The following is a 20,038-nucleotide window of genomic DNA, read 5'->3' as shown; positions in this document are numbered from 1 at the left end:
TAAAGTATTACTTAACAAAGATTGAGCCATTCCTATGTAAAAAGCGAACCGGAAACAGCACCAGGTTCGCAGATAATAATTACTTCTTACTTACAATCCATTTATACGTTTTTTCAAGTCCGCGGTCAAGGCTGAATGTCGGTTTCCAGCCAAGCTCATCATGTATGAAGCGAGAGTCAATAAGGCGCCGTTTTACGACATCCACATTCCGTTCTGTCTGATAGTTAATTTTTCCCTGCGTGTTATTGGTGATCTTCAACACCGCCTGTGCGAGGGTCAGGATATTAGTTTCTATTCCTGTGCCTACATTGAATACTTTTCCGATTGCTGAAGGGTGGGTGCCTGCCAGCAATATAGCATCTATCCCATCATCAATGAACGTGAAGTCTCTTGTCTGAGTTCCGTTTCCATAGATAATTAAAGGAGAATGGGATAAAGAACTTTCAAAGAATTTTGCTACTACCCCGCAATATGGGTTTGATGATAATTGTCCAGGGCCATAAAGATTGGAGAGCCGTAATATGGAAATCGGCAGATTAAATGATTTTGTAAATACATCACAATAATGCTCCATTGAGAATTTACTTGCTGCATAAGGAAGGGAAATATTATAATAATTTTCTGGTGTGGGAAGAATGCTTGCGTCATTGTATACAGATGTCGTAGATGTATAAACAAATCGTTTCAAGTGTGGGTTCAATTCAAGTGTTTTCTTCAACAAAAAGTATCCTCCATACAAGTTAATATGGAAATCTTCCTCTATATTGTTCATAGATTGAACAAGGTTTCTACAGGCAAGATGAAAAATGATATCTATTTTTGGAAGCACCTCGTTTAATACGTCTTCATTTGTAATACTCTTTTGATAAAAGGTTACTTTATCAGAAATGGGGATGGAATCAGGGTTTCCAGTAGTAAGGTCATCTATAATATAAAGATGATCAGCAAAAGGAAGAATTCTACTGGCTAACATGGATCCGACAAAACCTGCTCCACCCGTAATTAACACACTGCCGTATGAGATCATAAGTTCAACTCCTATGATTACGAATCAGTACTATTTTTTTGTTCATCATTGGAAATAATTCCCATCTTCTTTTCTAACAAATCTTTATTGAACAAAACTCTGCTGTCCTCTGGCCGGTATTCCCTTGCTTTTTCATTGTGGGCATATGAATTCTCGAAATCCTGTAAATTATAATAGCAGACACATAACTGCAGATGAGGATACCACGTCGAATAGGCGGGATAAGTGAAGCTCCATTTATTCGGATCTGTCTCTAAAGTGGTCGCTAATTTATACCAAAATATTGCAGATGTAAACTCTCTTTTTCTCTGAAAGTTAAAGCCAATCCTGCTGCAGGTTTCTGGACGCGGTGTTCTGGAAAATTTTAATGACTCAAAGAGAGAGGCCAATTCATTATCCGTGTCATTAATAAACCTGTAACAGTCAGCACGGTTAATACACGCATAGACCTTATCCTCGATCCAGCCTTCTTTCATCTCGATATTTTTCGTGTAGCTTTCTATTGCTTTTTCATGGTGTCCGTTTTCTCTGAGTTCATTTCCGTAGTAAAAATAATCTCTGGCTCCAAACGTATCTCCGTTTTTAATTTTTTGCTCGTATATAGATAAGTTTCTTCCGACGGAATGACTGATTTTCTTATGGGTAATGGCAACGTCGGAATTAATAATGTGTCCGCCTACTTCAAGGTAGTTATGAGCTTCTCCTTTCCATTGAAAATTGCGGCTTCGCTTCACCAGTCTGTTTCTTCGATATTGCAGTGTGACATTGCCGAATTCATCAGTACCTGCGTTATAATACATGGACACAGAATCGACTGAAGGATCCAGTGTTACCTTCAAGGTTTTTAATTTATTACGATCCTCTTCAAGCACCACATCGTCCGCATCTAAATAAAGAATATAATCCTTCGTTGCATATTTGAAAGATTCATTTCTAGCATCTGTAAAACTTCCCGTCCATTCAAAGAAAAATAATCTGTCTGTATACTCTTTAGCAATTTCAACGGTGCGGTCTGTCGAACCAGTATCCACAATATTTATTTCATCCACCACATCCTTAATGGAATCCAGGCAGCGGGCCAGCACTTCTTCTTCGTTTTTTACAATCATACATAAACTAATGGTAACCATGAGAAGCTCCTTTCTATTCTCGCATTGAAAGTCATCTATATACTATATTGAATTTTTAGAGTTTTGATTGTATAAAAACCTACGTTTACGCTGGTTTTTGTAAGTATTAAAAAATCTACTGAGGGGAGGGGCCTTCAGGCAGTCTCGCTACCGTACAGTTATAGCTAAACGTAAAGTTGGCTCAGCCACCAAACTGAACTTCACCTGAACTTTTTCCTGTCCGCTAAGTTGAGGAATCGCTGAAAGCCGAGATTCAGTTTGACATGACAAAATACACTCTCCACGTCCGTTTTCCGGCGCGCGTAGAGTGTTCGTCCGCACTATCTTTGCATTTTGATCGCTTCTTTGGCTATGAGTTCCTCGTAGACCTGATTATAAAATATATCTCCATCGAAATTGTTATCTCCAGCATTTATATCGATAATCCGTATTTATCCCCTGAATGCAAAATCTAAACGATTACAAGCGGGGAAAGCTGTCATAACAAAGATTAATGAGTGTCTGAGAGAAAGAGATATCTTTTTCATTGAAACTACTCTAGCTGAGAAAAATGTTTTAATCAAAATTGAATCACTATCTTTGCAAATGTTTCCGCAGACAATAATAAGGGGCATTATGGAATAATGGATGATTATTTCCTGAATAGCTGAACTAGAATTTTATTGATAGTAATTCGCATTTTCTTGCTGCTACAATTAACAGTAAAAACGAACCTCCTACTTATAGTAGGAAGTTCGCTTGGTCTAATACAGGTTCTATAGCTTGGTGGACTCGTCAGAGAGTACCCTAATTACGGATTTACTGCTACCCAAAAAGGGTCAGACCCTACAGAAATCGTTGTAAAAACATCATTGGTAATTCCACTAATTCCAGATACAGTATTATCACTGCCACCGCTGTTTGCTACGTAAATCGCGTTTGTTAGAGGATTGACTCCTAAACCAAAAGGTTGTGTACCTACCGTAGTTGTATCTATGACAGAATAATCAGATCCATCAATTATTGATACAGTATTATCTCCTTGGTTTGCTACATAAATACGGTTTGTAATAGGATTAACTCCCACTCCCTGTGGATCGGAGCCAACAACGATGGTAGAAACGACGGTATTCGCAATTCCATCAATTACTGATACAGTACTATCAGGATTTGCATTTGAGACATAGATTTCGTTTGTCGCAGGATTGACTCCTACACCAATTGGATTCGATCCGACAATGATCGTATCAATAACAGTATTAGTAGATCCATCAATTATTGATACAGTATTATCTCCTTGGTTTGCTACATAAATACGGTTTGTAATAGGATTAACTCCCACCCCCTGTGGATTGCCACCGACAATGATGGTAGAAACGACGGTATTAGTAGCGCCATCTATGACGGCTACTGTATTATTACCTGCTACTGCAACATAAATGAGGTTTGTTGTAGGATTGACTCCTAAATAAAGTACAGTATTACCGATAGGAATCGTATCAATAACCGTGTTTGAAACTCCATCAATGACGGATACATCATTACTAGTAAAATTTGCTGTATAAATACGATTTGTTGAAGGATTTACTGTGATTCCCCATGGATTTGTTCCTACGGAGACTGTATCAATGGTGGTATCGGTAAAACCATCAATGACGGATACATCATTACTAGTAAAGTTTGTGACATAAATACGGTTAACAGCTACAGGATTAGTTGCCCCAGTCGCGCCGGTAGGTCCTGTCGCGCCGGTAGGTCCTGTCGCTCCAGGCGGTCCGGTGGCTCCAGTGACTCCAGTGGCGCCAGTCGGTCCTGTCGCTCCAGTTGGCCCTGTTGCTCCAGTGACACCAGTGGCTCCAGTGGCGCCAGTCGGTCCTGTCGCTCCAGTTGGCCCTGTTGCTCCAGTGGCGCCAGTCGCGCCGGTGACTCCAGTAACGCCAGTGACTCCAGTGGCCCCGGTCGGTCCGGTGGCTCCAGTGACTCCAGTGGCCCCAGTGGCGCCAGTCGGTCCTGTTGCTCCAGTTGGTCCTGTCGCTCCAGTTGGTCCTGTTGCTCCAGTTGGTCCTGTCGCTCCAGTTGGCCCTGTTGCTCCAGTGGCCCCGGTCGCGCCGGTGTCTCCAGTAACGCCAGTGACTCCAGTGGCGCCAGTCGGTCCTGTCGCTCCGGTAGCGCCAGTCGGTCCTGTCGCTCCAGTTGGCCCTGTTGCGCCAGTTGGCCCTGTTGCGCCAGTGGCCCCAGTCGCGCCGGTGTCTCCAGTAACGCCAGTGACTCCAGTGGCCCCGGTCGGTCCGGTGGCTCCAGTGGCTCCAGTGGCTCCGGTTGCGCCGGTCGGTCCGGTAGCGCCAGTCGGTCCGGTGGCTCCGGTAGCGCCGGTCGGTCCGGTAGCGCCAGTCGGTCCGGTGGCTCCGGTCGCGCCGGTGGCTCCAGTAGCGCCAGTGACACCTGTGGCGCCAGTCGGTCCGGTGGCTCCAGTGGCTCCGGTAGCGCCAGTCGGTCCGGTAGCGCCAGTCGGTCCGGTGGCCCCGGTCGGTCCGGTGGCTCCAGTGGCTCCGGTCGCGCCGGTGACTCCAGTAACGCCAGTGGCTCCGGTTGCGCCAGTGGTCCCAGTCGGTCCGGTGGCTCCAGTGACCCCAGTGGCTCCGGTCGCGCCAGTGGCTCCAGTAGCCCCGGTCGGTCCGGTGGCTCCAGTGGCCCCGGTCGCGCCGGTCGGTCCTGTAGCCCCTGAAGAATCTACGGTTAATAATGCTACATCATCAACCAGAATGGGAGAACTTCCTGCAAGGGGAAGTTTTTGGATAAGCAAAGCCCCAAAGGATGTACCAGCTGGAGCAGCACTCGTCGTTTGATAAATTTCCAGCCAGTTTACGCTGGCTGGAAGTCTATTTGCCGCAATATTTATATTGAGACCAAAACCTAAAGGGTTAAATAAAGCATCATAGTATTCCATAATGATTAAGATTTGAGGGCTTGGGTTGTTATTTACTTTAGAAAAAGAGGCGACAAATTCAAAATTTTCCCCTTCATCTACAGTAAATGTCTGGGTCAATAAAGCTACGTTTGCAGGGGGCGATAACAGAGCACTAAAATTTCCTGAATGACTTGCTGTAGAAACAACAGAGGCATTAAAACCGGCCCAGGGTGCCAGCACTCCTGTTTCAAATCCACCATTGATTATTCTATTTTCAATTGCCAACTAGATTCACATCCTTCCATAATATTAGTAGAAGAAGAAAAAGAAATCCTCAACGTATATTTATAAATTTTTTCATCAAAGTTTGTAATTTGAACACCATATCATTGGGGAACAGAAATTTATAAACGATCTAAGAAAAATATGATTTACACTTTATCAGTTCGTATCAGTCAATTATTGAAACGGCTTCGGCAATTGCCGAAGCCAATTAAAGCTGAATAATTAGTTAAACACTATTGCGTTTAAAGCCTTCGTATTAGCTGTAGCTGTGAGGAGATTTGTTCCGGAAATCGTTACCGCAATTTCATAGGTGTGTGTGCCGTCTCCAGGTTCATCTACCCAGGTCATATTTGGTATTTCACTGTATAAACGGACCGTTGCAGCAGGCTTATCATCTTCATTATCTTCACTTAAGGTGGATATTGCTACACCATTTCTATAAAGAGTATAAGTGATAGTGTACTGGAATGAAGTTGCAAGGCCGACAATTATATCTACTTCCACCATTGAGTCTATTTTTACTATTTGTTCTTCCGTTGTTGTAACTTCAAGAGATAGAACACTAGTTTCTTCATCGATATTTATAGCTTCTGCGTCCAATGATTGTACCGACTCAAGTACGGAGTCTCCTCCTGCAGGTCCAGTAGCCCCAGTGGCTCCGGTCGGTCCAGTAACGCCGGTGGCTCCCGTAGCGCCGGTGGCTCCCGTAGCGCCGGTGGCTCCCGTAGCGCCGGTGGCTCCCGTAGCGCCGGTGGCTCCCGTAGCGCCGGTGGCTCCGGTCGCGCCGGTCGGTCCGGTAGCGCCAGTGGCACCAGTGGCACCTGTAGCGCCGGTCGGTCCAGTAACGCCAGTAGCACCCGTAGCGCCAGTGGCACCAGTGGCACCTGTAGCGCCGGTCGGTCCAGTAACGCCAGTAGCACCCGTAGCACCAGTGGCACCAGTGGCACCAGTGGCACCTGTAGCGCCGGTCGGTCCGGTAGCGCCAGTGGCTCCCGTAGCGCCGGTGGCTCCCGTAGCGCCGGTCGGACCGGTAGCGCCCGTGGCACCAGTGGCACCTGTAGCGCCGGTCGGTCCAGTAACGCCAGTAGCACCCGTAGCGCCAGTGGCACCTGTGGCACCTGTAGCGCCGGTCGGTCCAGTAACGCCAGTGGCACCTGTAGCGCCAGTGGCTCCAGTAGGACCCGTAGCACCTGTAGGTCCCGTCGCCCCAGTAGCTCCATCGCTTTCAACTTCTAATAAAGCTACATCATCGACGAAGACAAAAGGAGCGTTAATCGCACTGACTGGTTTACTAATAATTACTTGGGCCTGAGTAGCTGTAGGAGGTGCTGCGCTTGTGGTTAAATAGACTTCCAACCAAGTGTCATTTACCACATAAGGCAGACCGCCTAAATCCACAAAAGTATCTAAGCCCGTGCCTACTACCATGTCTGCCGCATTCAAAAATAATACATCTAAATTAATGATAGGACTGTTTTGTGTGTTAGATTTTGATAAGGAAACTAAAAATTCGAACATTTGCCCTTCACTAATTGGTACGGTTTGAGAAAGGGAAGCAACAACAGATCCAGATGCAAATCTCGCTGAAAAATCTCCGGTGTGCGCCTCATTTGCAATGGTGGTGTTAACTGCAGTCCACCCTGCTAAAGTTCCTGTCTCAAATCCGCCATTAACAAGCAGATTATTAATAGACAATAGTATCTCCTCCTGTTATAAGTTATTTCAATAAAGCCATTGGCTAATATTGAAACTCCCGATATCTTATGTCTATAAAAGAAGCTTGTATAGGGGAACAAACTATAATAATGTCCAATCTAGAAGGATTTGTGCTAAAAGCTATCATTTTATTTAATGAAATTATTACCAATGGGGTTCAAGATTGTAAGAGAGTTAAAAATTGAAAACCAATATCTTCGTATACCAATATGTATTTTACATAGTAAAAAGGGCACATATTTTATCCCTCTTTCATTAAATAACGGATTTCGGATAAAAATTGAACTAAATTAACAATAAATCTCTAGAATTCAAAAAAACCTGGCAGGGTAGCGATGATTTAAAACAGTTACAAAACGAAGGGGCTAAGACTGTATTCAACTAACTTTCCATTCAGCTTATGAGCATCACTGTTTACACTAAAAAAGCGGCACTCAAGAAGAGCACCGCCATGGTCTAAAACACAATAATGTTAAAATTTCTATTTAATACTGATAGAGAGGTAATGTTGGATGTTGCTGTTACAATCACACGAAGTTGATAAGTGTTAAGTCCAACGACAGGCGTTGTATCTACGAATGTGTCTGCGATCGGTATACGCTGAGTACCAGCATTACTCCCGTTTCTATTGGTAGTACGAGATTCTAATAACACCCCGTTTCGGTATATTCTAAACGTGTAAGTCACACTAAAATTGGCTGTGTTTACGAATTCCACTCCAGAAGCATAGTCGATTTTCATGATGTCACCAGAAACAGCGGTAATAGCGATGCTGTTAGAAACTACTTCTGTATTGAGAGGAGGAAAAACAGCAAGTGTAGCATCGTTTTGATTCGTAAATATAACTGATCCTGGTCCAGTCGCGCCGGTGGCACCTGTAGCGCCAGTAGGCCCCGTGGCCCCAGTAGCGCCGGTAGGTCCAGTAACGCCAGTGGCACCTGTAGCGCCGGTGGCACCTGTGGCGCCGGTAGCGCCCGTGGCCCCTGTAACTCCCGTGGCGCCCGTCGGGCCGGTAGCGCCTGTGGCTCCAGTTACGCCAGTAGGCCCAGTAGGCCCGGTGGCACCTGTGACGCCCGTAGGCCCGGTGGCCCCTGTTGCTCCTGTGGCCCCAGTAGCGCCCGTGGCCCCAGTAGGGCCGGTAGCGCCTGTGGCTCCAGTAGGGCCGGTAGCGCCTGTGGCTCCAGTTACGCCAGTAGGCCCAGTAGGCCCGGTGGCACCTGTGACGCCCGTAGGCCCGGTGGCCCCTGTTGCTCCTGTGGCCCCAGTAGGCCCGGTGGCACCTGTGACGCCCGTGGCGCCCGTAGGCCCGGTGGCGCCGGTAGCGCCCGTAGGCCCGGTGACACCTGTTGCTCCGGTGGCACCCGTAGCACCCGTAGCACCAGTGGCACCAGTCGCGCCGGTGGCTCCAGTAGGCCCAGTAGGGCCGGTGGCTCCAGTAGGCCCTGTAGTGCCAGTGGCACCTGTAGGGCCGGTGGATCCAGTCGCGCCAGTCGCGCCGGTAGCGCCCGTGGCACCAGTGGCACCCGTAGTACCTGTGGCTCCAGTGACCCCAGTGGCCCCTGTAGGGCCGGTGGCACCAGTAACGCCTGTGGCGCCAGTAGTCCCAGTCGCGCCGGTGGCACCTGTGGCTCCTGTGGCGCCCGTAGGCCCAGTCGCGCCGGTAGCGCCCGTGGCACCAGTGACGCCAGTGGCACCTGTTGCTCCGGTGGCACCAGTCGCGCCTGTGGCACCTGTTGCTCCTGTGGCGCCGGTAGCGCCCGTGGCCCCGGTAGCGCCGGTGGCACCTGTTGCTCCTGTGGCGCCGGTAGCGCCCGTGGCCCCTGTGACGCCAGTAACACCCGTGGCGCCAGTAGGGCCAGTCGCGCCTGTGGCACCAGTGACGCCCGTGGCGCCGGTAACACCCGTGGCGCCGGTAGCGCCAGTGGCGCCGGTAGCGCCCGTAACGCCAGTGGCACCTGTTGCTCCGGTGGCACCAGTAGCGCCGGTGGCACCTGTTGCTCCTGTGGCGCCGGTAGCGCCCGTGGCCCCGGTAGCGCCGGTGGCACCCGTAGGTCCGGTGGCACCAGTAACGCCTGTGGCGCCAGTAGTCCCGGTGGCCCCTGTGGCTCCTGTGGCGCCCGTAGGCCCAGTCGCGCCGGTAGCGCCCGTGGCACCAGTGACGCCAGTGGCACCAGTGACGCCAGTGGCACCAGTCGCGCCAGTGGCACCTGTAGGGCCGGTGGCACCCGTAGCGCCGGTAGGCCCAGTCGGACCGGTGGCCCCGGTCGCACCAGTGGCACCAGTGGCACCAGTTACGCCAGTGGCACCAGTGGCACCGGTGGCCCCTGTAACGCCGGTGGCGCCGGTAGCGCCGGTGGCACCTGTAACTCCCGTGGCCCCTGTAACGCCTGTGGCGCCAGTAGTCCCGGTGGTTCCTGTTGCTCCTGTGGCGCCGGTGGCTCCAGTGACACCTGTGGCTCCAGTTACGCCCGTAGGCCCAGTAGGCCCGGTGGCTCCAGTAGCACCGGTGGCCCCTGTAACGCCGGTGGCGCCCGTAGGGCCGGTAGCGCCCGTGGCGCCCGTAACGCCAGTGGCACCAGTGGCACCAGTGGCACCGGTGGCCCCCGTAACGCCAGTGGCACCAGTGGCTCCAGTAGCACCGGTGGCCCCTGTAACGCCGGTGGCGCCCGTAGGCCCAGTCGCGCCAGTGGCACCAGTGACGCCCGTGGCACCAGTAACACCCGTTGCGCCAGTAGGCCCAGTCGCGCCAGTGGCACCAGTGACGCCCGTGGCACCAGTAACACCCGTGGCGCCAGTAGGCCCAGTCGCGCCGGTGGCTCCAGTTACACCGGTGGCACCGGTAGCACCAGTGGCGCCGGTAGCGCCCGTAACGCCAGTGGCACCAGTGGCTCCAGTGGCACCAGTAGGACCCGTTGCTCCGGTTGCGCCTGTTACTCCAGCTGGACCAGTGGCACCAGTAGATCCCGTCGCTCCTGTGGCGCTTGTTGCTCCAGTTGGACCAGTGGCACCAGTAGGTCCCGTCGCTCCTGTTGCGCCTGTTGCTCCGGTTGGACCAGTGACACCAGTAGGACCCGTTGCTCCGGTTGCGCCGGTAGTCCCTGAAGAATCTACGGTTAATAATGCAACATCATCAACCAGTATGGGAGAACTTCCTGCAAGGGGAAGTTTTTGGATAAGCAAAGCCCCAAAGGCTGTACCAGCTGGAGCAGCACTCGTCGTTTGATAAATTTCGAGCCAGTTTACGCTGGCTGGCAGTCTATTCGCCGCAATGTTCATATTGAGGCCAAAACCTAAAGGGTTAAATAAAGCATCATAGTATTCTACAATGATTAAAATCTGCGGACTTGGGTTGTTGTTTACTTTAGAAAACGAGGCAATAAATTCGAAATTTTCTCCTTCATCTACAGTAAAGGTCTGGGTCAATAAAGCTACGTTTGAGGGTGCCGATAACAAAGCACTAAAATTTCCTGAATGACTTGCTGTAGAAACAACAGAGGCATTAAAGCCGTTCCATGGCGCCAGCACCCCTGTTTCAAATTCGCCATTGATTATTCTATTTTCAATAGCCAACTAGTTTCACATCCTTCCATAATGATAGTAGAAGAGAAAAAAATAATTCTTCCACGAAAATCTATAATCTTTTCAATAAAGTGGTACTAAAGTGAAACTCTACTCTCGTTATTCTATGTCTATAAAGATCAGCTTGTTTAGTGAAGGAATCTATTCTTAAACCTATTATGAATAAATGCATGAACAACCATTTATTGCTATGGAAGCGTGCAGCCCTTTGAATTTATTGTAAAAAGCAAAGCAAATGAGGCACCTATCTGCACCTTCTTACTCTAAGTACATAAAATAAAAAGAATAAAGAGAGGTGATTCATATGGAAAGCTCTGAAAATAAACCAAAGTTTGTAAAAAGAGGAAAATGCGCCTGTGAAGGAATCGGGACGAAGCGTGAATCCAGGTTAGTGAAACCAACTGGGATCACCAAAGTCGCTTCTGAATATGTTAAGGCACCAAAAAACAGATCCAGAAAGGCAAAAATCCGTGAGTTGTCTACTTTAGCAAGAAAAATCAGGTACGGAAAATAAGTTCTTCTATTAAATAAAGAGTCGCTATGACTCTTTTTTTTACTAGGTACCAAAACTGGGGGAGGGCAGTGGCAGTGAAAGAAGTAACAGCCAAGGTTTCAACCATTATTAATGAAAGTAATTTAATAGATTCAAAAGAAGAGAATGAGGCAGTATTTTATGCTCAACAAGCTTTAGAAGAACTGAAGCAGAAAGGGAATATCAAGAATGCATGGCTGTGGGTATGGAGAGGATTAAATAAGCACTCGGAAAATATTATTTTATTGCAAATGATGGTTTTGTTATCCCGGTCTTTAGGAAGAGAAAAAGAGGCGTTGAGATACGGGGAAAAAGTAAAAACCATACCAGGGGACGTTTCAAACGACTTATATGCTCCATCAATTTACAGTGAAAATAAAGGACCAAAAATATTACATGGCACGATGGAAATAGCAAATCAAATGAATACTATCTCAAAAGGATTAACTCATAAAGGGTATGTGTGTGAAACGTTGACATATTATGCGTTTTATCTTGGTTATCAATCGGATTATCTTTGGGATCTTTCCAAAGAGAAAAACAAGCAGGAGCTGCCTAGCGACTTATTAAAAGTAAGCAAGGAATTTATGAAGCATATTGATATTTTTCATTTTCATTTCGGCACGAGCTTCACTCAAAATAATTCTGATCTGCAGATGTTAAAAGCGTGTAAAAAAACAATGCTGATGCATCATTGGGGAAGCGACGTCCGGATACTTTCAAAGGCATTAAAAGTAAATCCATTCGCGAAAGCAAAAACAACGAACGAAGCTATGATCAAGCGGAAGCTGCAGTTCTTATCCCAATATATTCCCTGTTGTATTGTGGCTGATCAAGAAGTTTATCAATATGTAAAAGAGTATTATAAGAAAGTGTTTATTGTCCCTTTAATGGTGGATCTTGACAATTATAAGCCGGTAATACAGGCGGAAAACCCTAAAATTAAAATCGTGCATGCTCCGACATCCCCGGAAGTGAAAGGAACCACTTATGTTTTAAAAGCGATAAACAATCTGCAGAAATCCTATGATATTGACTTTCAATTGATACAGGGGAAATCTCATCAAGAAGCTAAAAAAATGTACCAAACGGCAGATATTGTAATTGACCAGCTTCACATTGGAAGCTATGGCCTTCTCGCTGTAGAAACAATGGCGATGGGAAAACCAGTGGTATGCTGGATAAGTGATTACATGAAAAACCATTATCCAGCTGATCTTCCGATCATATCGGCCAATCCCGATACGATTGAGGAAAAGCTGAAAGAGCTATTAAATAACCGTGATATGCTGAGCTCTTTAGGAATGAAAAGCAGACAATACGCAGAAACTCATCATGATATGCATAAAAACAGTCAGCAGATGCTGGAAATTTATCAATCACTCTCCTAATAAAAACCAATCGGTTCAGCACCGATTGGTTTTTACAATTATGCATTTATTGACTTGGACGGATTTCCTACCACAATGGAGTTTTCTGAAACGTCCTTTGTTACTACGGCGCCGGCACCGACAATCGCTTTCTCTCCAATGATTATCCCAGGAAGTAAGGTAGCGTTATTTCCAATTTTACAGCCTTTTTTAAGAACCGGTCCCTGGTGCGTATAATTACCTTTTCCCATGTATTTGTCGTTGGAGGAGGAAAAGCACGGCCCAATAAATACATCATCCTCGATAATCATATCAGCGGTCACATAAGAAGAAGTCTGGATTGTAACGCGTTCGCCGATCATTGTGTTATTTTCGACGATTGCGTTTCGTCCAATAATACTTTCCTTTCCAATCATTACTTTTTCTCTTACGCTCGCCAAATCACCGATAAATACACCGCTGCAGATAATTGTATCCCGATATAAAACAGAATTGCTTCCGATTGTAACATGATCGCCGATGACAAGAGGCTGGAGTGATAGAGAAGGTTTTCTGGCCATCTTATTATTGGAGGATGGATATTTCCCTATCGTTGTTGCATCTGAGATGGAAACATTATTTCCTATAAAAGTATCCTTTTTAATAACTACATTGTGGCCGATAACCACATCGTTACCAATGGTCACACTATCTTCAATAACGACATTGCTGCCGATTTTCAAATTCTTACCGATCTTTACAGTTGGATCAATCATATCACTGCCCCTTACAGAAAGTGTTTAATTTTTCCCGGCCATATCACCTGTTGAAAAGTTAGTAACCGGCAGGGTGATTACATTTTTACTCGTGCTTGATTGATAAATAGCAAATATTGCTTCCAAAGCTCTCTTCCCTTCACGGGCGTTCATAAGAAGATTTTCTTTTTTAGTAATAGCTGCGAGAAAATTTTGATACATTAAATAATGTTCATTTCCTTTCAACTCGCCATTCACCAGTTCTTCAGCTGTTTCACCCATTCCAGAAATATAACAGTGCTCCACAGATGTAATCCCAGGTCCTAAACAGATGGTGCCTTTTTCACAAAAGAGTGCCATAGAATAACCGATGTTTTTTGGCTGAGTGATCGTATTTGCTTCGATCACTCCTTTTGCTTTGTTTTTAAACGACAGCATGGCGGCTGCAATGTCTTCGGTTTCTTTTACATCGGAAGTATTCATCACATCTCCATAGACGGTTTCAATATCTCCCATCAACCATATCAGCAGATCAATCAGGTGAATGCCCTGGTTTATAAGCATTCCTCCATCCTGCTCCCAGCTCCCTCTCCAGCCGGCGGAAGTATAATATTCTGGTGTTCTGTTAATTCTGATGGCTGCCGTCCCAAAATATGGCTTTCCAAGGCTGCCATCTTCCAACAGCTGTTTAATTTTTTGCATGAGGGGGTGATAGCGAAGTTGATGACAGACAAGCACCTGTTTATCGTGAATATCGGACAACTTTATGATTTCATCGGTGTCTTTCATTGAAAGTGCGAGTGGTTTTTCCAGGATGATGTGTTTTCCCGCAGTTAATGCCTGCTTTGCGATTATGGCGTGCAGCCCGGATATCACCGAAATAACGACTACATCTATGTCCGGCTGCTTCAGCAGATTGTTATAATTGCTGAACATTTTAATATTTGTGTTCGATCCTGTTTTTTGCTTGTAGTACTGGATGGCATCTTCCATCCTGCCGGATTGCAGGTCACTCACTCCCTGAAGTGACAATTCTGGAAAAGTACTGATGGTGTCTAAATGTTTATTAGATATATAGCCGCAGCCAATTAATCCAATACGAATCATTTTTTCTTCACCTCAAAGCTTTGTAAAGCAGCGATAACTAAATCCTGTTCCTTTGTACTTAGAAAAGGGTGAAGAGGAATGGCAAATAATCGTTTGGACAGAGCTTCGGCAACAGGGAAGTCACCTTCTTGGAAATTAAGGTATTTATATGCGGCCTGCAGATGAACACAGCAAGGGTAGTAAATTCCTGTCTGAATTTTTTTCTCCATTAAATACTTAACCATCTCATCTCTGCAGGGGGATTCTACACAAAATAAATGATAAACATGTTTGGTGTTTATATTTTTTTCTGGACATTGAATGTTGGTCGTATTTTTCAGCTTTTCCTTGTACCTATCTGCAATGGTAATTCTGTTATTATTCCACTCATCAATGTGTTTCAAGCTGGTTAACAATATTGCTGCATGTATTTCATCCAGTCTACTGTTAAAGCCAATTTCATCATGAAAATATTTTTTACTGCTTCCATGTGCCCTTAAAGATCTTATTTTTCCTGCAATAACCGGATCGGACGTGGTAACAATCCCTCCATCTCCTGCAGTGCCTAGATTTTTGGTTGGAAAAAAAGAAAAACAAGCTGCGTCCCCTAAATTGCCGGCCATCCTGCCGTTATATTGTGCTCCAAAAGCCTGGCAGGCGTCTTCAATAACAATCAAGCCATGTTTAGAAGCAATCGCAGTAATTTCATCCATTCTGGCTGGCTGCCCAAATAAATGAACCGGCAATATAGCTTTTGTGGCGGAGGAAATTTTGTCTTCCAGCTTTCCAGGATCCAAATTAAAGGTCTTCCGTTCTATATCTGCAAACACCGGAGTGGCTCCGACCTGGGTAATCGCTTCAGCGGTCGCGAAAAAAGTAAAAGGAGTCGTAATCACTTCATCTCCTTCTCCAATTCCGTAAGCTTTTAAAGTCAGTACTAATGCGTCCGTACCGTTTGCGACAGCTATCGCATCAGCAGTGCCTATCCGATCAGCGATATTTCTTTCAAGTTCTTCTACATTAGGACCTAAAATATATTGCCCGCTTTGTAAGACGGAGTTGATTTTTTCCATCAATTCATCATGAATAAAGTCGAATTGTTTCTTAACGTTTAGTAAAGGAAGCATTCCCTCACCCCTTGCCATAAATTAATTAGCAGTATCATTCTTTGTTAATTTATTGTCAGGTGGGTGGAAAAGGCACGGCATTAACCTTGTTTGAAGAAACAATTGGATAGAATTCATTTTAATAGGGTAGAAAGCCTTTTTTCATTTAAGCCTGTAACTTCACCTTTTTAAAGAGCATATATCAAGAATAATCAGGCTGAATGAAAGGAAAATATATATGCTATCTCAAAAGGAAACGATTCTAGTGACAAATTGTCTGGAATTAGATGGATTTCATTTAAGTCTGCTTCTCTTAAAGATGGGCTTTTTTGTTATAGGTATTGAAGAGAAGCAATCCAATACAAGAAATAAAGATATGTTAAAACAAGCAAGAAAGTTAATCCTGGAGGAAAGTGAACAATTTTGTTACTTGAGCCAAAGTAATGAAAAGGGGATTAAGCATTGGGAAGGAACCGAAATTTCATTTGTCGTTTTATTTCAAAAGGGCGATTCCACCGATATCAATGAACAATTTATCACCTTTCTCTTAGAATCCGGAATGGACGTAAAACGGATAGCAATCATACAAGGGAATGCCGGCCAAAGTCATCATTTAGCTGATGCCATTCGCAGATGGAAGGAAATGCGGATGGAGGTAGTGGAGGTTCAGAATCCGGTCGTTCGTTCGAAGGATAGAAACGTCAGGAGGAAAGTGGAGGATGTAATCAGTAATATAGGTGAAAAAATTAGAAACCATTTAACATCTCCAAAAAATATTAATGACGAGTCATTGGATAATAAGCAGACAGTAGTGGGCGTAGTTGGTCTTGGATATGTGGGCCTGCCGGCGGCCGTTGGATTTGCGGGGAAGTATAAAGTGATAGGTTTCGATATTAATAAACAAAGAATAGACAGTCTTAAAATGCATGTAGATCATACAGGAGAAATGACTAAGGATGAGCTGAAAAATTCGTGCATTCAATTTACGAATGAAGAAGCAAAACTTCGTGACTGTGACTTTATTGTGGTTGCGGTTCCTACCCCAATTAATGATGGAAAAGAACCGGATCTAAAGCTGCTTGAGAGAGCTTCTGCCACCATTGGGAGAAATTTATCTGCAGGCACTATCGTGATATTTGAATCCACGGTTTATCCTGGTACAACGGAGGAAGTATGTATCCCAGTATTAGAAGCATATTCTTCCATGAAAGAAGGAGTGGATTTTCATGTGGGGTATTCTCCGGAAAGGATCAATCCAGGAGACAAAGAGCATGTATTTGAAAACATCGAAAAAGTAGCATCCGCAACAAATATCGAAGCTTTAGAAAAAATATATGGATTGTACCAAAAGGTGTTAACTGCAAAAGTACACAAGGTTTCTTCCATAAAAGTAGCGGAAGCATCGAAGATTATTGAAAACACGCAGCGAGATATAAATATTGCATTCATGAATGAGCTCTCCCAGATTTTTCATAAGCTGAACATTGACACGTATGAAGTGTTAAAAGCCGCCGGCACAAAATGGAATTTTCTCCCTTTTACTCCTGGATTGGTGGGAGGACATTGCATTGGAGTGGATCCGTATTATTTGATCCATAAATCCAAAGTGGAAGGATACCAACCGAGATTTTTAGCTGCAGCCAGGGAACTTAATGATGGAATGCCCGAATATATTGGAAATAGTTTATTGAAATTAATATACGATCACCAATTAACGGAAAGTGAAATAACAATAACGATGCTTGGCATCACTTTTAAAGAAAATATTTCTGATATGCGAAACTCGAAGGCGTTAGAAATAGTAAAGTTCCTCCAATCTCATCCTTTCCAAATACAAGTTTGTGATCCTCACATTACTAATGAGCAATTTCAGGATGAGGGACAGACCACACTTCGGAAAATTAATGAATTAAAAGAAGCAGACGTGGTCATTTTTGCAGTACCTCATAATGAATTTATCCAAATGAATCAGGATACCTTTCGAAGTCTTTTCAAAAAGCAGAAAAGTATCTGTATGGATTTGAAAGGCATTATTTCTGAAGATATGCTTGCAAAAAATATAATAATGTGGAGACTTTAAACAAGATAGGCTAAGGCATTTCGCTAAGTCAATAGCGAAAGTCTTAGCTTTTTTATTAATTAAATAAGTATAGATTTAGTTGATTTCATCTCTGCAGGCGGCCGCTTTCCGAGGGGCTTGTCTTCAACTAATTCTGTCTCAGCGAAGCTTCGGCAGAATGGATTTTCAGACTTCGCTGATCCCTCCGGAGCGACCGCAACGCTTCACCGTATTTACCATTTTTTTACTTCTGCAAAGCTTTCTGTTGTTCTTTGACAACAAAATATTTTTTTAGAGATATTATCACCTTCTAACCTACTGGTATATCAACCTTTCCGGAGGGAGTCGCCGCCTTCTGTTCTTCAATCTAAGTATAATTGCCATACTCAAGATTTAATGGATGAAGCAAACTGATTCAGCAAATATTTGTACAATCCAACTATTTCACCAAACCGCGAAAAACGAAAGTGGATTTCCACTGTGGTTTCAAGACTATAAGAAGAAAAACTTGGCTGGTCGCCAAGTTTTTCTTCTGCTGGATTTTTCTTAATAGGTGGTGCTATATATTTTTTCCCATAATATTTGTAAGATTGTTTTATTTTGATTTTCCTTGCTTACGCTTCCACTGACATCCTCCATAGTATAATCTGGATTTTCGTCAGATTTTTTTTCGGAAGGCTCAGCCTTGTAGGAGGTGTTTGATTCTTTTCCACCTGCATAGTAATAGGAATTTGAAGAAGCAGAAATTGGGCTTTGCTGGTGCTTCTTCTCAGCCTCTATAGCAGGTAAGTTCCTATTCTTGTTTTCAGCCGGTGCTTCGGTTTGACGTTCGGCTGCTTGCTGCTGGGAAGCAGGCATCGCATTCTCAACCACTTCGTTGTCTACCTCTTGAGTCTGAGGTTTGGCAGCCTGAGTTTCGGAAGCGTTCAACTTATTGTCAATGGATGAGGAAGCTGGAGTCGGTTTCTCAACAGTATTATCAGCCAAATGTATTTCTTTACCTGGTTCGGCAGCTGTTTCGGACGCTTCCACATGGGCCTCAGATGCCGGTACATCAGACACTGAATTTTCAGAGGCTGTTTCTGACCGATGTCCTGTCTTTCCCATTTCTGACGTTTTTTCAGCCAATACTTCCATGTTATTAGTGTCCCAAGTAATTTCCGATGACTGTTCCGCTGCCACATCTGCTGCTTCTTTTGAAGTAGATAAAACCGAGTCATTTATTTTGGATTCACTGGAAGTTGATTTTTCCATTGGATTATCGTGACGTGCCTCATAATAAGTGCGGTCCCGATAGTCATAGTCAGATGCCGGGACCGCTTTTTTTTTCTTTACCTGACTTTTTACGTAGTCTCGTTTTCCAACGGATTCATTTTTTTTTTCGCGTGTGAAGGTTTTCGCACGCTGCACATATGCCTTTTCCGATCTTGAAGCCTTTGGCTGTGCTGAATTATTTTTTGTTGGCAGTGAATGAACCGATCTCGCTTTTTGAATGTCCCGAAAGGTTACTTGTTTTGGCTCGCTTTGCTGATGGGGCGAGTTGTTTGCTGCATTATTTTTCAACAATTGTTTCATTTCAGCTATTTCTTGCTGCAGAGCATCTATTTTTTTAGACTGTACATCCTTTTCATGATTCATCTGTGAATTTCCCCCGGTGCTTGAAGCTGAAAAATTTCCGTTGTTGTTTGGAAATGAGTCTTCACTTTCGTAAAACATATTATCCGTACTCTCCTCTCCGGATTCTGGAGCCATTTCAATTGTTTTAGGCTCTTGCTTTTCTCCTTTAATGGATAGGGTATGAATAACTTGATTAAATGGTTTATCTTTTTGGCTTAAATTTTCTTCATTTAATAGAAGAACATGCTGAAGGGAAATATTTTTTTCGAACATATCTTTTAGGTGATCTAATTTAGTATGAAGGGAGATGTTTCCTGCCAGAAGCTTCTCATATAAGCCTTGAAAAAGCTCTACTTTTCCTTTTTCTTCTGATAAACGGTGCTCCAGTTCGTGAATTTTGTTATAGCAGTCGGTTAATGAAGATTCAAGATCAGACGTAGTCTGCCTCTGAGATCTAATTAATTTGCCAAGTTCATTTATTTCATTCATCTTTTCACCCAGGCTTTGCTGTATATTTTTCTTTTCAGAAAGAGTTTTTTGAAAAGATTCATTTACCTTATTAAGGACATTTTGATTGTATTCGTATTCCTTCTTTACATAAGAAAGCTCTTGTTGAAGCTGGTTTATTGGATTTTCTCCAATTTTTTGATCCTTTTCATTTAATATTTGTTGAAGCTGACTCGAAAAAATGGAGACGAATTCTTTATGACCTCCTTGCTTCATAACAATCACCCTCACGTTCTTATTGGTTATAGAATATAATATGCGTACAAATGCCCAACTGTGACAAAAAATGAGTGGGCAGGCTTTAACCTGCAATGAATAAGTGTTGTGAAACTAAGCCCAAAAGTTATGTAACCAGTAACACAGAGTTAATGGGAGACATAGCATGATACGGAAGAAATTAATT

At 44.5% G+C, this 20,038-nt stretch carries 11 protein-coding genes and 1 pseudogene; 3 read left to right on the top strand and 9 right to left on the bottom strand.

Annotated features, from left to right (window positions below):
* Positions 1–79: 79 nt before the first annotated feature.
* The 5 genes and pseudogenes from ACE4RR_RS03445 to ACE4RR_RS03425 all read right to left on the bottom strand — a co-directional run bounded on the left by ACE4RR_RS03445 (position 80) and on the right by ACE4RR_RS03425 (position 10,615).
* Positions 80–1,027: an NAD-dependent epimerase/dehydratase family protein gene (locus ACE4RR_RS03445; protein ID WP_375534000.1), complete on the bottom strand. Its 948-nt coding sequence runs from the start codon at positions 1,025–1,027 to the stop codon at positions 80–82.
* Positions 1,028–1,044: 17 nt separating this feature from the next.
* Complete coding sequence (locus tag ACE4RR_RS03440; RefSeq protein ID WP_375533999.1) at positions 1,045–2,157, bottom strand: glycosyltransferase; 1,113 nt, start codon at positions 2,155–2,157, stop codon at positions 1,045–1,047.
* A 790-nt stretch (positions 2,158–2,947) separates the two neighbouring features.
* Complete coding sequence (locus tag ACE4RR_RS03435; RefSeq protein WP_375533998.1) at positions 2,948–5,329, bottom strand: NTTRR-F1 domain; 2,382 nt, start codon at positions 5,327–5,329, stop codon at positions 2,948–2,950.
* 630 nt (positions 5,330–5,959) lie between these two features.
* Positions 5,960–7,024: pseudogene (locus ACE4RR_RS03430) on the bottom strand (NTTRR-F1 domain); the annotation flags it as partial.
* A 477-nt stretch (positions 7,025–7,501) separates the two neighbouring features.
* A complete protein-coding gene (locus ACE4RR_RS03425) occupies positions 7,502–10,615 on the bottom strand; it encodes an NTTRR-F1 domain (RefSeq protein WP_375533996.1) in 3,114 nt (1,037 codons plus the stop codon).
* 313 nt (positions 10,616–10,928) lie between these two features.
* On the opposite strand from ACE4RR_RS03425, the gene ACE4RR_RS03420 reads away from it, so the two are divergent.
* Positions 10,929–11,138 carry a hypothetical protein gene (locus tag ACE4RR_RS03420; RefSeq protein WP_375533995.1) on the top strand — a complete coding sequence of 70 codons (210 nt, stop codon included), beginning with the start codon at positions 10,929–10,931 and terminating at the stop codon, positions 11,136–11,138.
* A 74-nt stretch (positions 11,139–11,212) separates the two neighbouring features.
* Positions 11,213–12,547, top strand: coding sequence for a glycosyltransferase (locus tag ACE4RR_RS03415; RefSeq protein ID WP_375533994.1), 1,335 nt, complete (start codon positions 11,213–11,215; stop codon positions 12,545–12,547).
* A gap of 38 nt (positions 12,548–12,585) precedes the next feature.
* Here ACE4RR_RS03415 and ACE4RR_RS03410 read toward each other — a convergent pair whose 3' ends face one another.
* The 3 genes from ACE4RR_RS03410 to ACE4RR_RS03400 are packed head-to-tail and all read right to left on the bottom strand — an operon-like array spanning position 12,586 to position 15,473.
* Positions 12,586–13,281 carry an N-acetyltransferase gene (locus ACE4RR_RS03410; RefSeq protein WP_375533993.1) on the bottom strand — a complete coding sequence of 232 codons (696 nt, stop codon included), beginning with the start codon at positions 13,279–13,281 and terminating at the stop codon, positions 12,586–12,588.
* A 24-nt stretch (positions 13,282–13,305) separates the two neighbouring features.
* Complete coding sequence (locus tag ACE4RR_RS03405) at positions 13,306–14,367, bottom strand: Gfo/Idh/MocA family protein (RefSeq protein WP_375533992.1); 1,062 nt, start codon at positions 14,365–14,367, stop codon at positions 13,306–13,308.
* A complete protein-coding gene (locus ACE4RR_RS03400) occupies positions 14,364–15,473 on the bottom strand; it encodes a DegT/DnrJ/EryC1/StrS family aminotransferase (RefSeq protein WP_375533991.1) in 1,110 nt (369 codons plus the stop codon). Before ACE4RR_RS03400 ends, ACE4RR_RS03405 begins: the two co-directional genes overlap by 4 nt.
* Positions 15,474–15,690: 217 nt before the next feature.
* Here ACE4RR_RS03400 and ACE4RR_RS03395 point away from each other — a divergent pair, with 217 nt between their 5' ends.
* Complete coding sequence (locus ACE4RR_RS03395) at positions 15,691–17,532, top strand: nucleotide sugar dehydrogenase (RefSeq protein ID WP_375533990.1); 1,842 nt, start codon at positions 15,691–15,693, stop codon at positions 17,530–17,532.
* Between the two features lie 525 nt (positions 17,533–18,057).
* Here the strand turns inward: ACE4RR_RS03395 and ACE4RR_RS03390 are convergent.
* Positions 18,058–19,851: a prolipoprotein diacylglyceryl transferase gene (locus tag ACE4RR_RS03390; RefSeq protein WP_375533989.1), complete on the bottom strand. Its 1,794-nt coding sequence runs from the start codon at positions 19,849–19,851 to the stop codon at positions 18,058–18,060.
* Between the last annotated feature and the right edge of the window lie 187 nt (positions 19,852–20,038).

Origin of the sequence: Alteribacillus sp. HJP-4 (assembly GCF_042139015.1) — a bacterium.
Classification (GTDB): Bacteria; Bacillota; Bacilli; order Bacillales; family Marinococcaceae; genus JBHIKY01.
Note: the sequence above shows the minus strand (reverse complement) of the source record. Positions and strands in the feature narration are given on the sequence as shown.